This window comes from Streptococcus suis, assembly GCF_017601095.1.
Taxonomy (GTDB): domain Bacteria; phylum Bacillota; class Bacilli; order Lactobacillales; family Streptococcaceae; genus Streptococcus; species Streptococcus suis_Z.
In genome coordinates this window covers 165,454-185,471 of the sequence record NZ_JAGFUX010000003.1, presented here as the reverse complement: position 1 = coordinate 185,471, position 20,018 = coordinate 165,454, and the positions used below count along the sequence as shown (strand labels likewise).

Below are 20,018 nucleotides of genomic sequence, written 5' to 3'. Positions count from 1 at the left end.
TCTTTAAATAAGGCTAATTTCATACAGTCTGGTATTGTCTTTCTCGTTGAGTATCTGGAAATTTTCCTTTATTCAAGACAGGAGTCTTTCGCAAATAGGATTTTCCTTTGCTTAAGACAGGAGTCTTTCGCAAAGAACTAGTCTTTGACTAGTTCTTTGTAACCTTAGTAACCCGCTAGTTTCTAGCATATATTCTATTTTAAGGGGGACATTTTTATGTCAGAACGTAAGTTGTTTACGTCTGAGTCAGTATCGGAAGGACATCCAGACAAGATTGCTGACCAGATTTCAGATGCGATTTTGGACGCTATTTTAGCAGAAGATCCAGATGCCCATGTGGCAGCTGAAACAGCTGTTTATACAGGTAGTGTACATGTCTTTGGTGAAATTTCCACCACTGCCTATGTGGATATTAACCGTGTGGTAAGGGATACCATTGCCGAAATCGGCTATACCAAGGGTGAGTATGGTTTTTCAGCTGAGTCGGTTGGGGTTCATCCATCTCTTGTGGAGCAGTCACCAGATATTGCCCAAGGTGTCAATGAAGCTTTAGAGGCGCGTCAAGATGCTAGTCAAGATCCACTGGATTTGATTGGGGCAGGTGACCAGGGGCTCATGTTTGGTTTTGCAGTAGATGAAACACCTGAACTTATGCCCTTGCCAATTTCACTTAGTCACAAATTGGTGCGTCGTTTGGCCGAGTTGAGAAAATCTGGTGAAATTGCTTATCTCCGTCCAGATGCCAAGTCACAGGTAACAGTTGAATACGATGAAGACAATCAACCCGTTCGTGTGGATACAGTCGTTATTTCGACCCAGCATGATCCAGAAGTTAGCCAGGAGCAAATTCGTCAGGATGTGATTGAGCGTGTGATCAAGGAAATCATTCCAGCTCATTATCTGGATGACCAAACCAACTACTTTATCAACCCAACAGGTCGCTTTGTTATTGGTGGTCCGCAAGGGGACTCAGGTCTGACAGGTCGTAAGATTATTGTGGATACCTATGGTGGCTACTCTCGTCATGGTGGTGGTGCCTTCTCTGGTAAGGATGCGACTAAAGTGGACCGTTCCGCATCATATGCGGCGCGTTATATCGCAAAACATATCGTTGCTGCTGGTTTGGCTAAGAAGGCTGAAGTTCAATTGGCCTATGCTATCGGTGTTGCTCATCCAGTTTCAGTTCGCATCGATACCTTCGGTACGAGCACAGTAGCGGAAAGCAAATTAGAAGCAGCTGTTCGTCAGATTTTTGATCTCCGTCCAGCTGGTATTATTCAAATGTTGGACCTCAAACGTCCGATATACAAACAAACGGCAGCCTATGGTCACATGGGACGTACTGATATTGACCTACCATGGGAAAAATTGGACAAGGTAGATCAATTACTAGCAGCCGTTCAGGCATAAGATACTGGGCAGTAGGAGAGAATTGATGAAGGCCTTGATTGTATTTGCACATCCGAGAAAAGAAAGCTTTACCCATTCCTTGGTGAAACGAGTCGAAGGGGTTTTGAAAAAAGGCGGAGCAGAAGTGATTGTTCGCGACTTATATGCTTTGGAATTTGATCCCATTTTAAAGGGGCCAGATACCATCCATATCGAGGATGGGCGCTTTGTCCGACAGGCAGAGTCCTATCCAGCTGATGTTCAAGTTGAAATGAACTTGATTGAAGAAAGTGACTTGCTCATCTATATTTTCCCTTCTTGGTGGAATGGTATGCCAGCAATTATGAAAGGCTACATTGACCGTGTCTTTCAACATGGTTTTGCCTATAGCTTTGAATCGGATGAGCCCCGTAAACGCTTTGCCCAGAAAAAAGCCCTCTTTTTCACCCCTACAGGTCAACCGCAAAATGAAGATGGCAGTTTGACGCCTATTGACCAAGCTATGAAGACCTTGACTTCCGATTGGCTGTTTAATAGTAATGACTGTCAGGTTTTGGGCCATATCTTCTATGGTCGTGTTCCATATTTGGAGCGTGACCAACTTGAAACTTATCTACAACATGCTGAAAAGGTGATTGAAACTATCATTTAAAAAAGAAAAAAGGCAATGGAAACGTTGCCTTTTTATGCATTAATCTAGCTTAATCGGTATTATTGTGATAAAATGAAATGTATGCCCTTTTGGGCAAAAACAGGAAAGTGATTCGAAAGTATGAGAAAGATTGTTATCAATGGTGGTCGCACCTTAAAAGGAAATGTAACGGTGAGTGGAGCTAAGAACTCAGTTGTTGCTTTGATTCCAGCCATTATTCTAGCAGATGGGATCGTCACTCTAGATGGTGTTCCGGCTATCTCGGATGTGGATAGTTTGATTGATATTATGGAAACTATGGGAGCAAGTGTCGAGCGTGATGGTGAAACTCTTGAAATCGATCCTCGTGGTGTGAAAGACATGCCTATGCCTTTCGGTAAAATCAATAGCCTACGCGCTTCCTATTATTTTTATGGCTCGTTATTAGGTCGTTATGGTCAAGCCGTTGTCGGCTTGCCAGGAGGATGTGATCTCGGCCCTCGTCCGATTGATTTGCATTTGAAAGCCTTCGAAGCCATGGGAGCAGAGGTAACCTATGAAGGCACTAATATGCGTCTTTCGACCAACGGTAGTCGTATTCACGGAGCCCATATTTTTATGGATGTTGTCAGTGTTGGAGCAACTATAAATACGATTTTGGCAGCTGTGAAAGCAGAAGGTCGTACGGTCATTGAAAATGCTGCGCGAGAGCCAGAAATCATTGATGTGGCAACACTTTTGAATAACATGGGAGCTCATATTCGTGGCGCTGGTACAGATGTGATTACCATCGAAGGTGTGGATAGCCTACACTGTACTCGCCACCAGGTAATTCCAGACCGGATTGAAGCAGGAACTTATATTGCTTTGGCTGCTGCTGTTGGAGAAGGCATCCAGATTGACAATGTACTTTACGAACACTTGGAAAGCTTTATTGCTAAGTTGGAAGCCATGGGTGTTCGGATGACGATTTCTGAGGATAGTATTTTCGTTGAAAAACAGGAGAAATTGAAAGCTGTTAGCGTGAAAACTGCACCATATCCTGGTTTTGCGACAGACCTGCAACAGCCTCTGACGCCACTTCTTTTGAAAGCAGAGGGTAGTGGCAGTATTACAGATACCATTTATGAAAAGAGGGTTGGTCACGTGCAAGAGTTGGCACGGATGGGAGCAGATATCCGTACACGCAGCAACCATATTGCCTACCAAGGTCCAAACCAACTTAAAGGAGCATCTGTGAAGGCGACTGATTTGCGTGCAGGTGCTGCTATGGTCATTGCTGGTCTGATGGCAGAAGGCCAAACGGAAATCACCAATATCGAATTTATCCTGCGTGGGTATTCAAACATTATTGAAAAATTACAAGACTTAGGTGCGGATATCCAGTTGATTGAAGACTAAGTCAAAAGAAAAATTTGAGGCTGGACTCTGGTCCAGCCTCTTAGGTAGAAGATGACAATTTGGAAAGAACTTGCAGCCTTTGCAGAGATGGAGACTCCGCGCCTCTATCTTCGTCCCTTACGGTTTTTGGATGTAGATGATTTTTATCAGCTGGTTTCGGATCCCGAAAATCTGTCCTTTGTATTTCCAGCCATTCCTGATATCGAAGAAGCGACAGAGGCCCTTGTTTGTGAGGGAATGCAAGCACCTCTTGGAGTCTGGGGGATGGAAGACAAGGAAACAGGGTGCTTAATTGGGATGATTCGGTTTGAAAAAATCCAGGAAGGCAGGAACAAGGCTGAAATTGGTTATTTGCTTAGGAAAGACTTCAGAGGAAAGGGCTTGATGACAGAAGCTCTTAAAACAGTAGTCTTTCTAGCTTTTAACTCCCTGCAATTGAGGGAATTGACTCTGGTGACCCATGAAGAGAATCGAGCCAGTCAGGCTGTTGCCAAACGTGCTGGTTTTCAATTCATTCGTTCCTATAAGGGAAGCGACCGCTATAGTCATAAGGTGCGCAAGTATTGCTTGTTTAGACTAAGTAAAGCAACGTATCAGCAACTGACAGAAGAAATAGAGGAAAAAGATGATTACCATTAAATCACAACGAGAAATTGATGCAATGAACCGTGCTGGAGATGTGCTAGCGGGTATCCATATTGGTTTGCGAGAGATTATCAAACCAGGTGTGGATATGTGGGAAGTGGAGGAATATGTCCGTAAAACGTGTAAGGAAAAGAATGTTTTGCCACTTCAAATTGGTGTTGATGGTGAATTGATGGACTATCCATATGCGACTTGTTGCGGTTTGAATGACGAAGTGGCTCATGCCTTTCCACGTCACTACAAGCTTAAAGAAGGTGATTTGCTCAAGGTCGATATGGTTCTCAGTGAGCCTTTGGACAAGTCAGTTATTGATGTTTCTAAGCTAAACTTCAATGATGTCAAGGCTATGAAGAAAATCACCCAAACCTATCGTGGCGGTTGTGCGGATTCTTGTTGGGCCTATGCGGTCGGACAGGTTTCAGATGAAGTACAAAAATTGATGGATGTAACCAAGGAATGTTTGTACCGCGGTATCGAGCAAGCAGTTGTTGGCAATCGTATCGGTGATATCGGTGCGGCGATCCAAGAATATGCTGAAGGTCTTGGCTATGGTGTTGTTCGTGACTTGGTTGGTCATGGTGTTGGTCCAACCTTCCATGAAGAACCAATGGTTCCTCACTATGGAACAAAAGGTCGCGGTCTTCGCTTGCGTGAGGGCATGGTTCTAACAATCGAGCCGATGATTAACACTGGTAGCTGGGAAATTGACACCGATATGAAGACAGGCTGGGCACACAAAACACTTGATGGCGGTTTGTCTTGCCAGTACGAACACCAGTTTGTCATTACCAAGGATGGACCAGTTATTTTGACTAGCCAAGGAGAAGAAGGTAGCTACTAATCAGTGGCTATATTAAGGAGAGGGAATGAAGAAAAGTAAACTATTTGCAAGTCTAAAAACATTCTTTTCGACTTTTTTTTCCTTTTATCGTGATGCAGATATCGATTTGACCAGTGTGGCGGTGGCTTATTACCTGCTAATTTCGATTTTTCCTATATTACTAACATTAGCTAATTTACTGCCTTATTTTCCTTTTGATATTGATGCCATCCTGACTGTGGTTGAGGAATTTGTGCCAGATCGGCTTTATCCATCTGTTTCGGCATTTATTACATCTGTTTTGACCCAGCCTTCCTCATCATGGTTGGGGATTTCAATTGTGACGACTCTATGGACACTATCGCGAAGTATGACCATTTTACAGAAAGCGGTCAATAAAGCTTATGGTATCAACGAACACCGAGATTTCATTATCGGACGTCTGATTGGAATTTTTTTGGGAATTGGTTTACAATTCATCATTTTTTTAAGTATGACCCTGTTAACTTTTGGAGAAACTATTCTTGCTTCTGTAAAACAGATTATTCAAATTGAAAATGAACTGCTAAATGGACTACTTAGCCAAACCCAGCTGGTTGGTTTCCTAGCTTTGTTTGCTTCATTAGTCATGCTGTATTTTTTCTTGCCAAATGTTCGGGTGTCAAAAATTCGCTATATAATGCCAGGTGCGGCATTTGTCCAACTGACTATGTTTTCAGTAGGGAAGTTTTTTTCAATATATGTGGACAATTATGCCAATCAATTATTGGATTTTCGGATGGTTACAGCAGTTATCTTCCTCGTTTTCATGCTCTGGTTTATATTTATGTCACAAGTGCTCATTATCGGAGCGGTCATTAATGCTAGCTTTCAAAGTTTACAAGTAGAAGAATTCACGCCGCGGGATGGAGATGTTGTTTCAATATATAACAGGATAAAGACACGGTTTACCAAGATTGATGAAACATAAAATAGACTGGGAGAATCCAGTCTATTTTTTTGTAAAAATGAACAACTTACTCAAGAAATAATTGAGCACAATAACCAGCACTTGAGAAAAGAGTGTTGCTATCGCGTTAATCAGTGAAAGATCATTGTTGACGAATTGTCCAATCCATTGAGGATAGGCCTGCACCAGTAAGTAGGCTAAAAACATATCTAAAACCAGCGTTAGGATACGGGCAGATACAAATTTGACAAGACGCTGTGGCCAACCCTTGCTATCTTGTTTGAAAACAAAACGGTCGTTGGTCCAGAAGGCAAAGAGAATGGCAACAGCATTTGCCAAGAGGGTAACGAGGAGAATGGACGGGATGACTAGAAATAGTCCCATTCGCGTGACCATATAGACCAGGGTTGCAGCGACCCCTGCAATCAAATAAAGAATGACTTCATTATGTATGAGTTGATAAAATAGTTTTTTCATAAGAACTAGTCTATCATTTTTAGGGAAAATATGCTATACTAGACAACGTTGTTGAGAAATCAATGACCCTTGGGGCTTGCTCACTTTACCCAAGCATATTTTAAGCATCTTGCTAAAGGAGAATTTTTATGAAAACATCTAAATGGACTGCCAAAGATATGGCAGAGATTGCTCTTGTTGCGGCTATTTATGTCGCTCTTACCCTGACACCGCCCTTGAACGCCATTTCCTTCGGAGCCATTCAGTTTCGCTTGTCAGAAATGCTCAATTTCTTGGCTTTTTATAATCGCAAGTATATCATCGCCGTGACCATCGGCTGTATGATTTCTAACTTGATTGGATTTGGTGTCATTGACCTTTTTGTAGGTGGACTTTCAACCCTTATCTTTGTTAGCCTTGGGGTGATCCTCTTTGAAAAATACAAGCAAGACTACCTATTTGGTGGCTTGTTTAACAAGGCATTCTTCTATTTCTCATTCTTTTTCGCGGCGACCATGTTTACCATTGCCTTGGAATTGAAAGTCTTGTATGATTTGCCATTCTTCTTGACCTGGTTGACAACTGCAGGTGGAGAGTTGCTGTCCCTATTGGTTGGTGCAGTAGTAATTGATAAGTTAGCGAAAAAAATCAATTTCGAGAGATAAGTTTTTGTGATAAATGTGAGCAGACACCTTCGGGTGTCTTATTTTGATATGACTAAAATTTTGTCAGGCTTTTAATTTTAAGGTATACTAGAATAAGAAAAAAAGAGGAGGCTTTCTATGGAAACCTATCAATTAACAAATGGCGTCACCATTCCCAAAATTGGTTTTGGGACCTGGCAGATTCCAGACGGAGAAGCGGCTCACCGTGCTGTACTCTACGCTCTGGAAGCAGGCTACCGCCACATTGACACGGCTCAGATTTATGGCAATGAAGCCAGTGTCGGTCAGGCCTTGGCAGATAGCGGTGTGGCACGTGAGGACATTTTCCTGACGACAAAGGTCTGGAATGACAAGATTGGCGTGGAGGACACACTGGCATCAGTTGAGGAGTCTATGACTAAGCTGGGCGTGGATTATCTGGACCTGCTCCTTATCCACTGGCCAAATCCAAAGGCTATTCGCGACAGCATCGGCTGGAAGACTCGCAATGCACAGGTCTGGCAGGCTATGGAATCTCTCTACAAAGCAGGGAAGGTCAAGGCCATCGGGGTGTCTAACTTTATGGAACATCACCTGAAAGGCTTGCTTGAAACGGCTGAAATCACACCCATGGTCAACCAGATTATGCTGGCTCCAGGAACTCCTCAGACAGAATTAGTTGACTACTGTAAATCCAAGGGCATTCTCTTGGAGGCCTATAGTCCATTTGGTACAGGAACCCTCTTCCAAAGTCAAGAAGCCGCAGACTTAGCCAAGGAAGCAGGCTGCAGCGTTGCCCAACTAGCACTAGCTTGGTCCTTGGAAAAAGGCTTCCTACCCTTACCAAAATCAACCAGCCCAGAAAATATCCAGGCTAATTTGGAGATAGAAGATTTGGTGATTAGTCCTGAAGCAGTTGCTCAGTTGGATACATTGACAGGTCTAAAAGGACAGTTGGATCCTGATTTGGCAGAATTTTAATATAAAAGAGTATGTTGTCATTGCAGCATACTCTTTTATCATCTCCAACCTTCCTCATTCATGATATAATAGAAGCTATGGAAGAAAAATTTTTGAAAATTGCTCAGGAATTGGGCGTAAGTTTAAAACAGATTGATACAGTTCTATCTTTAACGGCTGAAGGCAACACCATTCCCTTTATTGCTCGTTATCGGAAGGACGTGACGGGGAACTTGGACGAAGTGGTCATTAAGGCTATTATTGACCGAGACAAGTCCCTGACAGCACTGGCAGAACGTAAGGCTACTGTCCTTGCCAAGATTGAAGAGCAGGGCAAGTTGACCGATCAGCTGCGTCAGGCTATCGAGGAAGCGGAAAAGTTGGCAGATGTGGAAGAACTCTACCTGCCATATAAGGAAAAACGTCGTACAAAGGCAACGGTGGCGCGTGAGGCTGGACTCTTCCCACTGGCTCGGTTGATTTTGCAGAATGTGGCTGACTTGGAAGAACAGGCTGCTGGCTTTATCTGCGAGGGCTTTGACACTGCTCAGGCTTGTTTGGCTGGTGCTGTGGATATTTTGGTGGAAGCTATCTCAGAAGACAATAAGCTTCGGGCCTGGGTTTATCATGAAGTACAAACCAATTCGAGCCTGACTTCAGAGCTAAAAGATCAAGAAGCAGATGAGAAAGAAGTCTTTCAGATTTACTATGATTTTTCTGAGAAAGTGGCGAAGATGCAGGGTTATAAGACCTTGGCCATTAATCGTGGTGAGAAATTAGGTGTTCTCAAGGTTTCTTTTGAACACAATGTGGATAAAATGATCCGTTTCTTCGAACTGCGTTTTCCACAGTCTAATAGCTATATCAAGGATGTGATCCAGCAGGCCATCAAGAAGAAAATTCTTCCTGCTATGGAGCGCCGTATCCGGACAGAATTGACAGAAGAAGCAGAAGAAGGCGCAATCCAGCTCTTCTCTAAAAACCTCCGCAATCTGCTCCTTGTATCTCCCCTCAAAGGCAAAGTGGTCCTTGGTTTTGACCCTGCCTTTCGAACAGGGGCCAAGCTAGCAGTGGTAGATCAGACTGGAAAACTTTTGACTACGCAAGTCATCTATCCTGTGGAGCCGGCTGGTCAGCGACAAATTGCTCAGGCCAAGAAAGACTTGGCAGACCTGATTGGGCAATACCAGGTGGAAATCATTGCTATCGGAAATGGAACGGCCAGCCGTGAATCGGAGGCCTTCGTCGCTGATTTGCTCAAGGACTTCCCAGATGTTTCTTACGTTATCGTCAATGAAAGCGGAGCCTCTGTCTACTCAGCTTCTGAACTGGCTCGATATGAGTTCCCAGACCTCCCTGTGGAAAAACGCTCTGCCATTTCCATCGCCCGCCGTCTGCAAGACCCTCTGGCTGAGCTGGTCAAAATCGATCCCAAGTCTATCGGTGTCGGCCAGTACCAGCACGATGTCAATCAGAAATCTCTGTCTGAGAGCCTGGACTTTGTGGTCGATACGGTGGTCAACCAGGTCGGGGTCAATGTCAATACGGCCAGTCCAGCCCTTCTGGCTCATGTGGCTGGTCTTAACAAGACCATCTCAGAGAACATAGTCAAGTACCGTGAGGAAAATGGAGCCCTGACCTCTCGCCAGCAGCTCAAAAAGGTTCCACGTCTGGGTGACAAGGCCTTTGAGCAGGCAGCTGGTTTCTTGCGGATTCCTGATGCGACTAACTTTTTGGACAATACTGGCGTGCACCCTGAGTCTTACAAGGCTGTAGAGAACTTGTTGGCACTGCTAGAAATTGACCACTTAGATGAGGCTGCGCAGGAAAAATTAAAACAGGTTGCCATCGCAGATACGGCAGAAAAAATCGGTGTCGGTCAGGAAACCTTGAAGGACATCATCGCAGACTTGCTCAAGCCTGGTCGTGATTTACGGGATGACTTTGAAGCACCAGTTCTTCGTCAAGATGTCTTGGATGTCAAGGACTTGGTAGTCGGTCAGGAATTGCAAGGCACGGTCCGTAATATTGTGGACTTTGGAGCCTTTGTAGATATCGGTGTCCACGAGGATGGTCTGGTCCACATTTCACGCATGATCAAACGCAAACGGGATAAAAATGGACGCCAACAAGCCTTACCACATCCAAGCGAAGTCTTAGCCGTTGGGGAAATTGTAACCGTTTGGGTGGCTGAAGTGGACATCAAACGCAACCGTATCGGTCTTAGCCTCTTGAAACCAAATGGATCTGAATAAGTATGTGCAGGAAGTTTCCCTGCAAGACTTCGGTAAGGAATTCCGGCATGTCGCAGTCTGGAACAGACGATTGAGGTCAACGGGTGGTCGCTTTTTTCCTAAAGATGGCCACTTGGACTTTAATCCCAAGCATTTGGAGGAGCAAGGCCTAGAAGTCTTTCGGAAGATTGTCCGTCACGAACTCTGCCATTACCATCTCTACTATGAGAAGAAAGGCTATCGGCATGGGGACAAGGACTTCAAGCAACTGCTGGAATCGGTGGGAGGCCTGCGCTACGCTCCCAAAATAGAACAAGCTGTTAAGCCTAGTTTGGTATATAGCTGCCAGTCCTGTGGACAAGTCTACCAGCGCAAGCGCCGCATTGACCTAAAAAAATACCGATGTGGTCGCTGTAAAGGACCTTTGAAGCAAGACAAGTAAGAATCAGTCCTTGGGCTGATTTTTTTGTGGGCAAATATGGTATACTAGAAGGGAATTGAGGTGACATCATGAGTTATCAACAGAGAGAGCGTTTGATGGAGCTCTATGAAAAAGGGGTTTTAACCAAGGAAGAAGCCAAGGCTTGTTTTTTGACCTTTGATGAGCGTCCTAATCAGTTGTTTGTGGAAGAAAAAACCAAACTATCTTTTTCTCTGCCGAGTTTAAAGGTCTTTTCATCGACCAAGCGCCAACAGGCTTACCAGTTTCAAGGAATTGAGTCCCTCTTTATTCGTTTGACCAGTGGAAAAGTAGTTTTTGGTAAATCCAAATCAGATGATTTGCAGGTCAAGATTGTCTATCCTAGCCAGACCAGAGAAGAGGACTTGCCACAATTTTTTGTTGAAAATAAGGGATTATTCTATTCTTCTGCGGTGAGTTGCCAATTAACGGTTTCCTTGCCAGAGGCCTGGTTGTCCATTTTAGATTTGGATTTAGGAAAAGCGGAGGCGAGACTGGACTATCTTCCCTTTGAAGATATAGCAGTACATAGTCAAATGGACGAAAAACAACAGGACGTCCGTTTGACCTTGGATGGTAGTCGCTCACAAGCCCTGTCTATCCAAGTCAGAATGGCTCCCATTCATCTAAACCTTGGCAAGCATTTAGGAATCAAGGGAAAGATAGAAGCTAAAAGCGGTCTGTTGATATTAAATCGAAAGAAAGTAGCAAGTCCGCTAATTTGTAATCAATCTGGTCAGGAGACTGCCTTTGTCCGTATTCAAACGGATCGGAGCCCGATTACGCTAAAAGGAGGGAAAGAGATTGTTAAAGCTTTTTAGAAAAAGGACAGGTCAGGTTTGGCGAGGAGTTCTGGCAGGCTTGGCAGATAAATTTTCATGGAATGTATCCGTCCTACGCTGGGCTTTTGTGTTTTTAGTTGCTTTTTCGGGCAGACTGGGAATGGGCCTACTGTTGACCTATCTAATTTTGGGTTTTGCCCTTCCTTATAGAGAGGATTGGGAAGCAGAACAGTATGGCTTGGGACCTCGAAAAATAAAAGAAGCTGAGTCCCTGTCGTCTGAAAAATAAGGCGACGAATGAGCTGATACAGAGATGCCCCATCTGAAACGGATGTGGGCTTTTCTTTCTGAAAAATACTTCCAGAAGGGTCCCTCCAACTGTTCAAGTCAAGCGAGCTTATGTTATAATAGGAAAAAAGAAAAGGAGGGCTTTATGACAGTTTTTGTGAAAGATTTGCTTGAAAATCTTCGTGTTCAGCCCATGTACTCGACGGAAGCTTTGTTGCAAAAAGAAATCTCTACATCGGACATCTCACGTCCAGGATTGGAAATGACGGGTTATTTTGACTATTATTCCCCAGAACGAATCCAGTTAATTGGGATGAAGGAGTGGTCTTATTTGATGGCTATGACAGCCCACAACCGCTACCAGGTTCTACGACAAATGTTCCAACCCCAGACCCCTGTTGTGATTGTGGCGCGCGGTTTGGAAATTCCAGAGGAAATGTACAGAGCCGCAAAAGAAGAAGGTATTGCTGTTTTGCAAGGCCAATCTGCAACCAGCCGATTATCTGGAGAATTATCCTCATTTCTTGATAGCCGTTTGGCTCAGCGGACAAGCGTTCATGGAGTCTTGATGGACATTTATGGTATGGGTGTTTTGATTCAGGGTGACTCTGGAATTGGAAAGAGTGAGACAGGTCTAGAGTTGGTCAAACGGGGTCATAGGATCGTAGCAGATGACCGTGTGGATGTCTATGCTAAAGATGATGTGACCCTTTGGGGCGAGCCTGCGGAAATCTTGCGCCACTTATTAGAAATTCGTGGGGTTGGCATTATCGACATCATGAGTTTGTATGGAGCCAGTGCCGTTAAAGAATCATCCGAGGTTCAGCTAGCCGTGTATCTGGAAAATTATGAAACTGGCAAAAACTTTGATCGTCTTGGAAACGGTGGTGACACAATTGAAATAGCTGGAATCTCCATCCCTCAAATTCGAATACCAGTCAAGACTGGTAGAAACATTTCAGTTGTCATTGAAGCTGCTGCGATGAATTATCGTGCTAAACAGATGGGCTACGATGCAACCAAGAGTTTTGAAGAACGCCTTGCTAACCTTATTGAATCCAATAAGGAAGAGGAGGTGAACTAATGGATCCCATTGCCATCCAACTTGGCCCCCTCCAAATACGCTGGTATGCCATCTGTATTTTGACAGGGCTGATTCTAGGTGTCTATCTTGCTGCCAAGGAGGCACCAAAAAGACGGATCCAAGCTGACGATATCTACGATTTTATTCTCATCGGTTTCCCCCTTTCCTTGGTCGGAGCAAGACTTTACTATGTGGCCTTTTCTTGGGACACCTATAAAGATAATCTAGCCTCTATCTTTGCCATTTGGAATGGTGGAATTGCTATCTACGGTGGCCTCATTGCAGGAGCCATGGTTCTCTATTTCTTTACCCGACGCCGTTTCATCAACACACTTGATTTCTTGGATATTGTTGCTCCGTCGGTCTTATTGGCACAAGCTATCGGCCGTTGGGGAAATTTTTTCAACCAAGAGGCATACGGACAGGCAGTGGACAACTTGAACTATCTACCAGCCTTTATCCGTGATCAAATGTATATTGATGGAGCCTATCGGACTCCCACCTTTTTATATGAATCCCTGTGGAATCTGCTTGGCTTTGCTCTGATTTGCTGGCTAAGACGGAAATCTAGATTTCTCAAACGAGGTGACATCCTCTTCTTCTATCTGATATGGTACGGAAGTGGTCGGATGTTGATTGAAGGCATGCGAACAGATAGTCTTCTTTTTATGGGATTACGTGTGTCGCAATGGCTATCAGCCCTCTTGATTCTTGTCGGACTAGCCCTATTAATTTATCGCAGATCCGACAGTCGTATTCCCTATTATGAAAAAGGAGAAGAATGATGATTGAATTTGCAGTCCTTTTGATTGCCCTAGCCTTTGTTGGTATTGCTATCTACTTGATTCTCTTGCTCCGCAAGGTTACAGCCGTTGTAGAAGAAGCCCAACAAACACTCAAGGTGTTGACCAGTGATGTCAACGTAACCCTTTACCAAGCCAACGAATTGCTGGCTAAGACAAACGTATTGGTAGAAGACGTCAATGGAAAAGTATCTACCCTCGATCCTTTGTTCGTTGCAGTTGCAGATCTATCAACCTCTGTATCAGATCTCAACAGTTCAGCCCGTAACTTAACACAAAAGGCGACTGCTGCAGGTAAATCCACAGCCAAGGCTGGAGGTATTCTTTCAGCAGTTAGCACAGTATCTTCCCTCTTGGGAAAGAAAGGAAAGTAAGATGGTAAAAAAATCTAGCCTACTCACCAGTATTGTCCTCGGTGCAGCCGGTGGTGCTGCAGCAGCTGTTTTTCTAGCTTCCAAATCAGGCAAGGCTATCAAAGATAAGGTGCAAGATTTTATCAAAGAAGCCAAAGAAAATCCAGAAGAAACCAATGCAGAATTGATTAACAAGGCGACTGAGTTGAAAAATCAAGCTGTTGAGCGTTTCCAAACTGTCAAAGGGCAGTTTGAAACTGGTGAATTAACAGTCGATGATTTGGTGAAGACTGGTAAAGAAAAAGTGACCAGTCTCAAAGACCAGTCTCTTGAAAAATTTGAGCAGATGAAAGAAAAATTATCTGAGCAAGCCCTGACAGCCAAAGATGTATCTGAAGAAGTGTCAGAAGAATCGGCTGTTATTGAAATTGACCTCACCAGTCCAGATGCAGAAGTGTCAGAAGAGTTGGCGCAAGAATTAGCAGAAGAAGTTCAGCCAGAGCTAGTCTCAGAAGAAGTGGCAGAGACTGAACTGCCTCAAGCAGCTCAAGATGAACAAGCTCCACATTCGGAATCAGTTTTGTAATTTCAAAATCCCACTAGGTGAATCTAGTGGGATTTTTCTCAACATAAAAAGCAGCTGAGCTGCCTATTTTTTACTTATTTTGTCTGTTTTTGCTTCTGCTTCTTAAGTGCCAATTGTACCAGGCGTAAACCACCGGCACCACATGGAATGGCAAGTAAGAAGGAAAGGAAGACTGGGAAATCGTTTGACAAAAAGATATACGCAGAAAAAACTGTGATAATACAGAATATCACAATGTTGATGAAAAATACTAATTCACGCAATCTCTCTCGATTTTCCGAGGGAGTTTCATATTCTTGGAATCTAGCCTGTTTCTCTTTCGGGTAATTAATCTCATTCGGGTTAAGGTCAGGCCGATAGTCTCTTAATGCCATATCGTCTCCTTTATGCCTATTTAGAATACCATAACATTGATTGTTTTTTATGTCAATTAGATTACAAAACGGTTACAAAATACTGGTAAAATCAGACAAATTTACAAAATTTTTTAGTATCAGTCGTGAAACTTTGTGATATAATGTACAATATGAAGAAAATAATCCTTACTGCAACAGCAGAATCAATCGATCAAGCAAAACAATTATTGGAACTAGGTGTGGACCGGATTTATGTTGGACAAGAAGCCTACGGTTTGCGATTAGGCCATTCTTATTCACAGGAAGAATTGCGGGAGTTGGCAGACTTGGTCCATCAGTCTGGGAGAGCGCTGACAGTTGCGGCCAACGGTCTCTTTCATCAGGAACAAATGGATGCTATTCCAGCATTTTTGGACTTGATGGAGGAGATTCAAGTAGATTATTTGGTGGTTGGTGATACAGGCCTGATTTATAAGAACAAAAAAGACGGTTACCAATTTCCGATTATCTATGACACTTCTGTGTTTGTCACTTCGAGCCGGCAGGTTAATTTTTGGAAAGACCATGGTGTGGTAGAGGCTGTTCTGGCAAGAGAATTGCCTCGTGAAGAACTAGCTAGCATTGGTGAAAATTTGGCTATTCCAGGGGAAATTTTGGTCTATGGTCCATCGGTCATCCACCATTCCAAGCGGCCTCTCTTGGATAACTATTACAATTTTATTCAGGCTGACTCAGAGGTTGCATCCAAAAAAGAAGGTCTCTTCCTATCGGAACCAGGTAAACCTGAAACCCATTATTCCATTTTTCAAGACCTACATGGTACCCACATTTTCAAGGACAAGGATATTTCCATGCTCTTACAACTGGAGGAGTTGCTAGAGATGGGTTATGACCATTGGAAATTGGATGGGCTATTTACACCAGGTCAAGATTTTGTCGCTATTGTATCTTTGTTCTGTCAGGCGCGTGACTTGTTAGAAAGCGGTAGCTTTTCAGCGGAGGTGGCGAGTCAATTGGCAAGAGAAGTAGCAAGTCTTCATCCCCAAGGCCGGGAATTAGACACTGGTTTTTATGAATTTGATAAAGATAAGGTAAAATAAGATGCAAAAAAAACGACTCAAACGTCCAGAGGTATTGTCACCAGCAGGGACATTGGAAAAGTTGAAAGTAGCTGTCGACTACGGTGCTGATGCCGTTTTTGTCGGTGGACAGGCTTATGGATTGAGAAGCCGGGCAGGGAATTTCTCCATGGAAGAACTCCAGGAAGGTATTGATTATGCCCATGAAAGAGGGGCCAAAGTCTATGTTGCGGCCAATATGGTTACCCATGAGGGCAATGAGATTGGTGCAGGTCAATGGTTCTGCCAGCTACGTGACATGGGCTTGGATGCCGTGATTGTTTCCGACCCAGCTCTAATTGCTATCTGTGCAGCAGAAGCACCAGGTTTGGAAATCCACTTGTCCACTCAAGCTTCCTCAACCAATGTGGAAACATTTGAATTCTGGAAGGAAATGGGGCTGACCAGGGTTGTCTTGGCACGAGAGGTATCCATGGAAGAGATTGCCCAGATTCGTCAGCGGACAGATGTGGAAATTGAAGCCTTTGTTCATGGTGCCATGTGTATTTCTTATTCTGGACGATGTGTTCTCTCCAACCATATGAGTTTCCGAGATGCCAACCGTGGCGGCTGTTGCCAGTCATGCCGGTGGAAATATGATCTCTACCAAGTAACAGAAGAAGATGGCCGTCAATCTGTTCAGGGGCAGATTCCAGAGGAATTCTCCATGTCTGCTGTGGACATGTGTATGATTGAGCATATTCCAGACATGATTGAAAATGGTGTGGATAGCCTGAAAATCGAAGGTCGGATGAAATCCGTTCACTATGTATCGACGGTAACCAATTGCTACAAGGCTGCTGTGGATGCCTATCTTGAAAGTCCTGAAGCCTTTGAAGCCATCAAACAGGACTTGATTGATGAATGTTGGAAGGTTGCTCAACGGGAACTTTCGACAGGATTCTATTACCAGACACCATCGGAAGATGAGCAACTTTTTGGAGCACGTAGGAAAATTCCACGTTATAAATTTGTAGCAGAGGTTGTCTCCTTTGATCCTGAAACCATGCGGGCGACCATTCGCCAGCGCAATGTCATCAAAGAAGGAGAAGCGATTGAGTGTTACGGGCCAGGCTTCCGTCATTTCGAGACCAAGGTGGAAGATTTGCGAGACCAGGATGGGCTTCCAATTGACAGAGCCAATCGACCAATGGAGCTCTTGACAATCAAGCTTGATCGTCCAGTGTGTCCAGGAGATATGATCCGTTCCTGTCAGTCTGGCTTGATTAATCTCTATAAAGACAATGGCCAGTCCATGACCATTCGAGCTTAAAAAAGGCCATCTCCCTTAGTGGAAATGACCTTTTTTCTGTGTTTCTTGAATGCTTTCAGGAAGGAGAGAAATCCTTTTTATGTCTCTCAGCTGAATCAAACTCGAAACATTCTTTTGAAAATTTTTCATGATTAATCGTTCTTTGTCGGGGTCCCATTTGACGATTTCACCCGTAAAACTCTTTTGCCCATAAATCACGTGAATAGCGGCTTTTTTATAGAGTGCCAGTTGAATAGTATCTAGGATAGATGCAAGTTCTTCAGGATTCTCTTCTATATGAGGTCCCTTCTGGCTAATAAATTGGTAGAGATGTTTGGCTAATACGGACAGAAAATTTCTCATAGCATAATCCTTTCAATCTTGATATAATTATCTTATCCAATTTAGGATAAAAAAACAAGGTATTTTTCGAATTGATCAAGTGAGGAGGAAAAAATGGCAGAATTTACATTTGAAATTGAGGAAAAATTGTTGGTCCTGTCTGAAAATGACAAGGGTTGGACTAAGGAATTGAACCGAGTATCATTTAATGGTGCCCCAGCTAAGTACGACATTCGCACTTGGAGCCCAGATCATAGTAAGATGGGCAAGGGCATTACCTTGAGCAATGAGGAATTCCAAGTATTGTTAGATGCCTTTCGAAATTAAAAGAAGAAGCTTACTTGTTAAAGTAGGCTTCTTTTTTCAGCATTGGTTGGAGTCCTTTGTGGATCAAACTGACCAAAAGTAGTTTGATTCCTTCATGGAAGAGGAAGGGGAGAACCGTCAGGCTAATGCTTTGTCCCCAGTCAACTCCCAGGTTGTATTTAAAGAAGATGCAGCCTGCGACAAAACAGACAGCATCACCGACTAGAGCTGCCAAAAAGACTGTCCATGGTTTGGAGTCAGAATGGGTCAGACTGGCTGTTACTCCTGAGAAGGCAAGGAAACCCCAGAGAAAACCGGCGGTTGGTCCAATCAAGGCAGCAAAGCCTCCGCTAAAGCCAGCAAATACGGGTAGGCCGATGGCTCCCAAAAGTAGATAGAGACCTGTAATGGTCATAGCAGCCTTTGGTTTATAAAGACTTGCAATCAGGGCAACTGCAAAGGTTTGAAGTGTAAGAGGGATGAGGCCGATTGGAATGCTGATTTGTGACAAGGTGATGAGAAGGGCAAGGCCCATAGCGATAAAAGCTGTTTCTTTTGATGGTTTCATTTGTTATCCTTTTTAAAAACACATGGTAACAATAGTATAAAAAATTCTCATCTCAGGGTCAAGAGTTTCCAATCCGCTGTCACATATTTTAGCGCATAGTGACAAATTCTTCCGAACCTGTTGGATGGATTGCCACCGTTGCATCGAAGTCTGCCTTGGTTGCTCCCATCTTGATGGCAACTGCAAATCCCTGGATCATCTCATCGACACCAAAACCAATTCCGTGTAAGCCGACCACTTTTTCTTCAGGCCCTGCGGTCACTAGCTTAAATTTTGCTGCTTGGCGGTTGTTGGCAAGGGCCGTGTACATTGAAGTAAAACTTGAGGTGTAGGATTTTACTTGGTTAGTCCCATAGCAGCTAATTGCTTCTTCCTCGGTGAGTCCGACAGTTCCAATTGCAGGGTGAGAAAAGACTACGGTTGGAATACAGGTATAGTCCATTTTTGCTCCGTCATGGTGATTGAATAGGCGCTCGGCAAGTAGGCGTCCAGCTTTAATGGCAACAGGAGTCAATTCTTTCTCGCCAGTCACATCCCCAAGGGCATAAACACCTTCAACACCTGTTTCTTGAAATTCGTCGACGACAATATGACCGGATGGGTGGACTTGGATATCAGTGTTTTCCAGTCCTAGTTGATTGCTATTAGGCTTGCGACCAATTGCCCAAACCACTTCTTGGGCGGTGTGACTGCTGCCATCTTCGAAATGAATGGTAATGGCACCATCCTCTGTTTTTTCCAGTCGGCTTGGTGTTTTAAAGGTATGAAGTTGTAGATGGGTACGATCCATTTCTTCCATCAAGGCATCAGTAATATAGCGGTCAAAGTTGCGTAGGGGGCGATCATTTCGGACGAATAGATCGGTTTTAACCCCAAATTGATGAAGAACACCAGCTAATTCTACGGCGATGTAACCTGCTCCAATAATCGCAACAGATGTAGGTAGCTCTTCCCAGCCAAAAACCTGGTCAGAACTAATACCTAATTCCGCTCCTGGAATAGAGGGGATGCTAGGCTGGGCACCGGTTGCAATAACAATATGTTTGGCAGTATAGATTTCCCCATTAACTTCCAATTGATTATTGCTTAGGAAACGGGCATGGCCTTGGATAACATCAACCTTGTTTTTGTCAAAAGTAGTGGTATAAGATGAGCGTGAACGTTGAATATAAGCTTCCCGGTTGGCACGTAAAGTTGCAAAATCAAACTGAACCTCTCTTGCCTGGAAGCCATATTCCGCACCGTAGTGGTCAAATACTTCTGCAATATTGGCCCCATACCACATGATTTTTTTGGGAACACAACCCAAGTTGACACAAGTTCCACCAAGAAAACTCGCTTCAATGACGGCTGCTTTTGCACCATAACTTGCAGCTCGATTTAGGGTAGCGATACCACCGCTTCCCCCTCCAATTGCTATAATATCGTATTCCTTCATAAAAGAACCTCCTCGTTATCTAAGTGTATTGTATCGTTTTTTGAAAAAATTGGCTTAAATCTGCTACGCCTGGTCAAGCTTACAAAAGTGTAAGAGGAATTGCCCCAAATTTTGATAGAATATTTTTAATGATATTCTTGCATTTCATTTTGT

The 20,018-nt window shown here is 43.8% G+C and carries 24 protein-coding genes and 1 riboswitch; of the genes, 19 read left to right on the top strand and 5 right to left on the bottom strand.

The features are described 5' to 3' along the window. Window positions 1–216: 216 nt before the first annotated feature. The 6 genes from metK (at window position 217) to J5566_RS03770 (ending at window position 5,856) form a co-directional block, all read left to right on the top strand. A complete protein-coding gene (gene metK, locus J5566_RS03795; protein WP_208562147.1) occupies window positions 217–1,410 on the top strand; it encodes a methionine adenosyltransferase in 1,194 nt (397 codons plus the stop codon). 34 nt (window positions 1,411–1,444) lie between these two features. Then, window positions 1,445–2,041 carry an NAD(P)H-dependent oxidoreductase gene (locus J5566_RS03790; protein WP_432215584.1) on the top strand — a complete coding sequence of 199 codons (597 nt, stop codon included), beginning with the start codon at window positions 1,445–1,447 and terminating at the stop codon, window positions 2,039–2,041. Window positions 2,042–2,161: 120 nt separating this feature from the next. Beyond that, the gene (locus J5566_RS03785; protein WP_208562145.1) at window positions 2,162–3,421 is read left to right on the top strand and encodes a UDP-N-acetylglucosamine 1-carboxyvinyltransferase; all 1,260 of its coding nucleotides are present in this window, start codon (window positions 2,162–2,164) and stop codon (window positions 3,419–3,421) included. A gap of 51 nt (window positions 3,422–3,472) precedes the next feature. Next, complete coding sequence (locus tag J5566_RS03780; RefSeq protein WP_208562144.1) at window positions 3,473–4,060, top strand: GNAT family N-acetyltransferase; 588 nt, start codon at window positions 3,473–3,475, stop codon at window positions 4,058–4,060. Continuing rightward, window positions 4,047–4,907: a methionyl aminopeptidase gene (locus tag J5566_RS03775; protein ID WP_208562143.1), complete on the top strand. Its 861-nt coding sequence runs from the start codon at window positions 4,047–4,049 to the stop codon at window positions 4,905–4,907. The genes J5566_RS03780 and J5566_RS03775 overlap by 14 nt, the downstream gene beginning before the upstream one ends. A gap of 25 nt (window positions 4,908–4,932) precedes the next feature. Further along, window positions 4,933–5,856: a YihY/virulence factor BrkB family protein gene (locus J5566_RS03770; protein WP_208562142.1), complete on the top strand. Its 924-nt coding sequence runs from the start codon at window positions 4,933–4,935 to the stop codon at window positions 5,854–5,856. 21 nt (window positions 5,857–5,877) lie between these two features. Here the strand turns inward: J5566_RS03770 and J5566_RS03765 are convergent, their stop codons facing one another. Next, complete coding sequence (locus J5566_RS03765) at window positions 5,878–6,312, bottom strand: GtrA family protein (RefSeq protein ID WP_208562141.1); 435 nt, start codon at window positions 6,310–6,312, stop codon at window positions 5,878–5,880. Window positions 6,313–6,341: 29 nt separating this feature from the next. Further along, window positions 6,342–6,443, top strand: a riboswitch (PreQ1 riboswitch). Here J5566_RS03765 and J5566_RS03760 point away from each other — a divergent pair. The 10 genes from J5566_RS03760 to J5566_RS03715 all read left to right on the top strand — a co-directional run bounded on the left by J5566_RS03760 (window position 6,441) and on the right by J5566_RS03715 (window position 14,485). Then, complete coding sequence (locus tag J5566_RS03760; protein WP_208562140.1) at window positions 6,441–6,956, top strand: QueT transporter family protein; 516 nt, start codon at window positions 6,441–6,443, stop codon at window positions 6,954–6,956. It overlaps the preceding riboswitch by 3 nt. A gap of 117 nt (window positions 6,957–7,073) precedes the next feature. Continuing rightward, window positions 7,074–7,916: an aldo/keto reductase gene (locus J5566_RS03755; protein WP_208562139.1), complete on the top strand. Its 843-nt coding sequence runs from the start codon at window positions 7,074–7,076 to the stop codon at window positions 7,914–7,916. Between the two features lie 77 nt (window positions 7,917–7,993). Then, entirely contained in the window at window positions 7,994–10,150 is a 2,157-nt protein-coding gene (locus J5566_RS03750) for a Tex family protein (RefSeq protein WP_208562138.1), read from the top strand. Then, complete coding sequence (locus J5566_RS03745; RefSeq protein ID WP_208562137.1) at window positions 10,137–10,571, top strand: SprT family protein; 435 nt, start codon at window positions 10,137–10,139, stop codon at window positions 10,569–10,571. The genes J5566_RS03750 and J5566_RS03745 overlap by 14 nt, the downstream gene beginning before the upstream one ends. 68 nt (window positions 10,572–10,639) lie before the next feature. Continuing rightward, window positions 10,640–11,410 (top strand): hypothetical protein, encoded by a 771-nt coding sequence (locus J5566_RS03740; RefSeq protein ID WP_208562136.1) that lies wholly within the window; start codon window positions 10,640–10,642, stop codon window positions 11,408–11,410. Then, a complete protein-coding gene (locus tag J5566_RS03735) occupies window positions 11,394–11,660 on the top strand; it encodes a PspC domain-containing protein (protein WP_208562135.1) in 267 nt (88 codons plus the stop codon). The genes J5566_RS03740 and J5566_RS03735 overlap by 17 nt, the downstream gene beginning before the upstream one ends. A 144-nt stretch (window positions 11,661–11,804) precedes the next feature. Then, window positions 11,805–12,743: an HPr(Ser) kinase/phosphatase gene (gene hprK / locus J5566_RS03730; protein WP_208562134.1), complete on the top strand. Its 939-nt coding sequence runs from the start codon at window positions 11,805–11,807 to the stop codon at window positions 12,741–12,743. Then, the gene (lgt, locus tag J5566_RS03725) at window positions 12,743–13,528 is read left to right on the top strand and encodes a prolipoprotein diacylglyceryl transferase (RefSeq protein WP_208562133.1); all 786 of its coding nucleotides are present in this window, start codon (window positions 12,743–12,745) and stop codon (window positions 13,526–13,528) included. The genes hprK and lgt overlap by 1 nt, the downstream gene beginning before the upstream one ends. Then, window positions 13,528–13,920, top strand: coding sequence for a DUF948 domain-containing protein (locus J5566_RS03720; protein ID WP_208562132.1), 393 nt, complete (start codon window positions 13,528–13,530; stop codon window positions 13,918–13,920). Before lgt ends, J5566_RS03720 begins: the two co-directional genes overlap by 1 nt. Window position 13,921: 1 nt before the next feature. Continuing rightward, the gene (locus tag J5566_RS03715) at window positions 13,922–14,485 is read left to right on the top strand and encodes a YtxH domain-containing protein (RefSeq protein WP_208562131.1); all 564 of its coding nucleotides are present in this window, start codon (window positions 13,922–13,924) and stop codon (window positions 14,483–14,485) included. 74 nt (window positions 14,486–14,559) lie between these two features. Here the strand turns inward: J5566_RS03715 and J5566_RS03710 are convergent, their stop codons facing one another. Continuing rightward, window positions 14,560–14,859: a DUF3270 family protein gene (locus tag J5566_RS03710; RefSeq protein ID WP_208562130.1), complete on the bottom strand. Its 300-nt coding sequence runs from the start codon at window positions 14,857–14,859 to the stop codon at window positions 14,560–14,562. Between the two features lie 152 nt (window positions 14,860–15,011). Here J5566_RS03710 and J5566_RS03705 point away from each other — a divergent pair, with 152 nt between their 5' ends. Beyond that, window positions 15,012–15,941, top strand: coding sequence for a peptidase U32 family protein (locus J5566_RS03705; protein ID WP_208562129.1), 930 nt, complete (start codon window positions 15,012–15,014; stop codon window positions 15,939–15,941). A 1-nt stretch (window position 15,942) separates the two neighbouring features. Then, window positions 15,943–17,232, top strand: coding sequence for a peptidase U32 family protein (locus J5566_RS03700; RefSeq protein ID WP_158455375.1), 1,290 nt, complete (start codon window positions 15,943–15,945; stop codon window positions 17,230–17,232). 15 nt (window positions 17,233–17,247) lie between these two features. On the opposite strand, the gene J5566_RS03695 is transcribed toward J5566_RS03700, so the two are convergent. Further along, entirely contained in the window at window positions 17,248–17,574 is a 327-nt protein-coding gene (locus J5566_RS03695; RefSeq protein WP_208562128.1) for a hypothetical protein, read from the bottom strand. Window positions 17,575–17,667: 93 nt separating this feature from the next. Here J5566_RS03695 and J5566_RS03690 point away from each other — a divergent pair, with 93 nt between their 5' ends. Then, window positions 17,668–17,880 carry a YdbC family protein gene (locus tag J5566_RS03690; RefSeq protein WP_172043706.1) on the top strand — a complete coding sequence of 71 codons (213 nt, stop codon included), beginning with the start codon at window positions 17,668–17,670 and terminating at the stop codon, window positions 17,878–17,880. 10 nt (window positions 17,881–17,890) lie between these two features. Here the strand turns inward: J5566_RS03690 and J5566_RS03685 are convergent, their stop codons facing one another. Both J5566_RS03685 and gor read right to left on the bottom strand, forming a co-directional pair. Further along, window positions 17,891–18,427 carry a biotin transporter BioY gene (locus J5566_RS03685; RefSeq protein ID WP_208562127.1) on the bottom strand — a complete coding sequence of 179 codons (537 nt, stop codon included), beginning with the start codon at window positions 18,425–18,427 and terminating at the stop codon, window positions 17,891–17,893. Window positions 18,428–18,515: 88 nt separating this feature from the next. Beyond that, window positions 18,516–19,865 (bottom strand): glutathione-disulfide reductase, encoded by a 1,350-nt coding sequence (gene gor, locus J5566_RS03680; protein WP_208562126.1) that lies wholly within the window; start codon window positions 19,863–19,865, stop codon window positions 18,516–18,518. Window positions 19,866–20,018 lie beyond the last annotated feature (153 nt).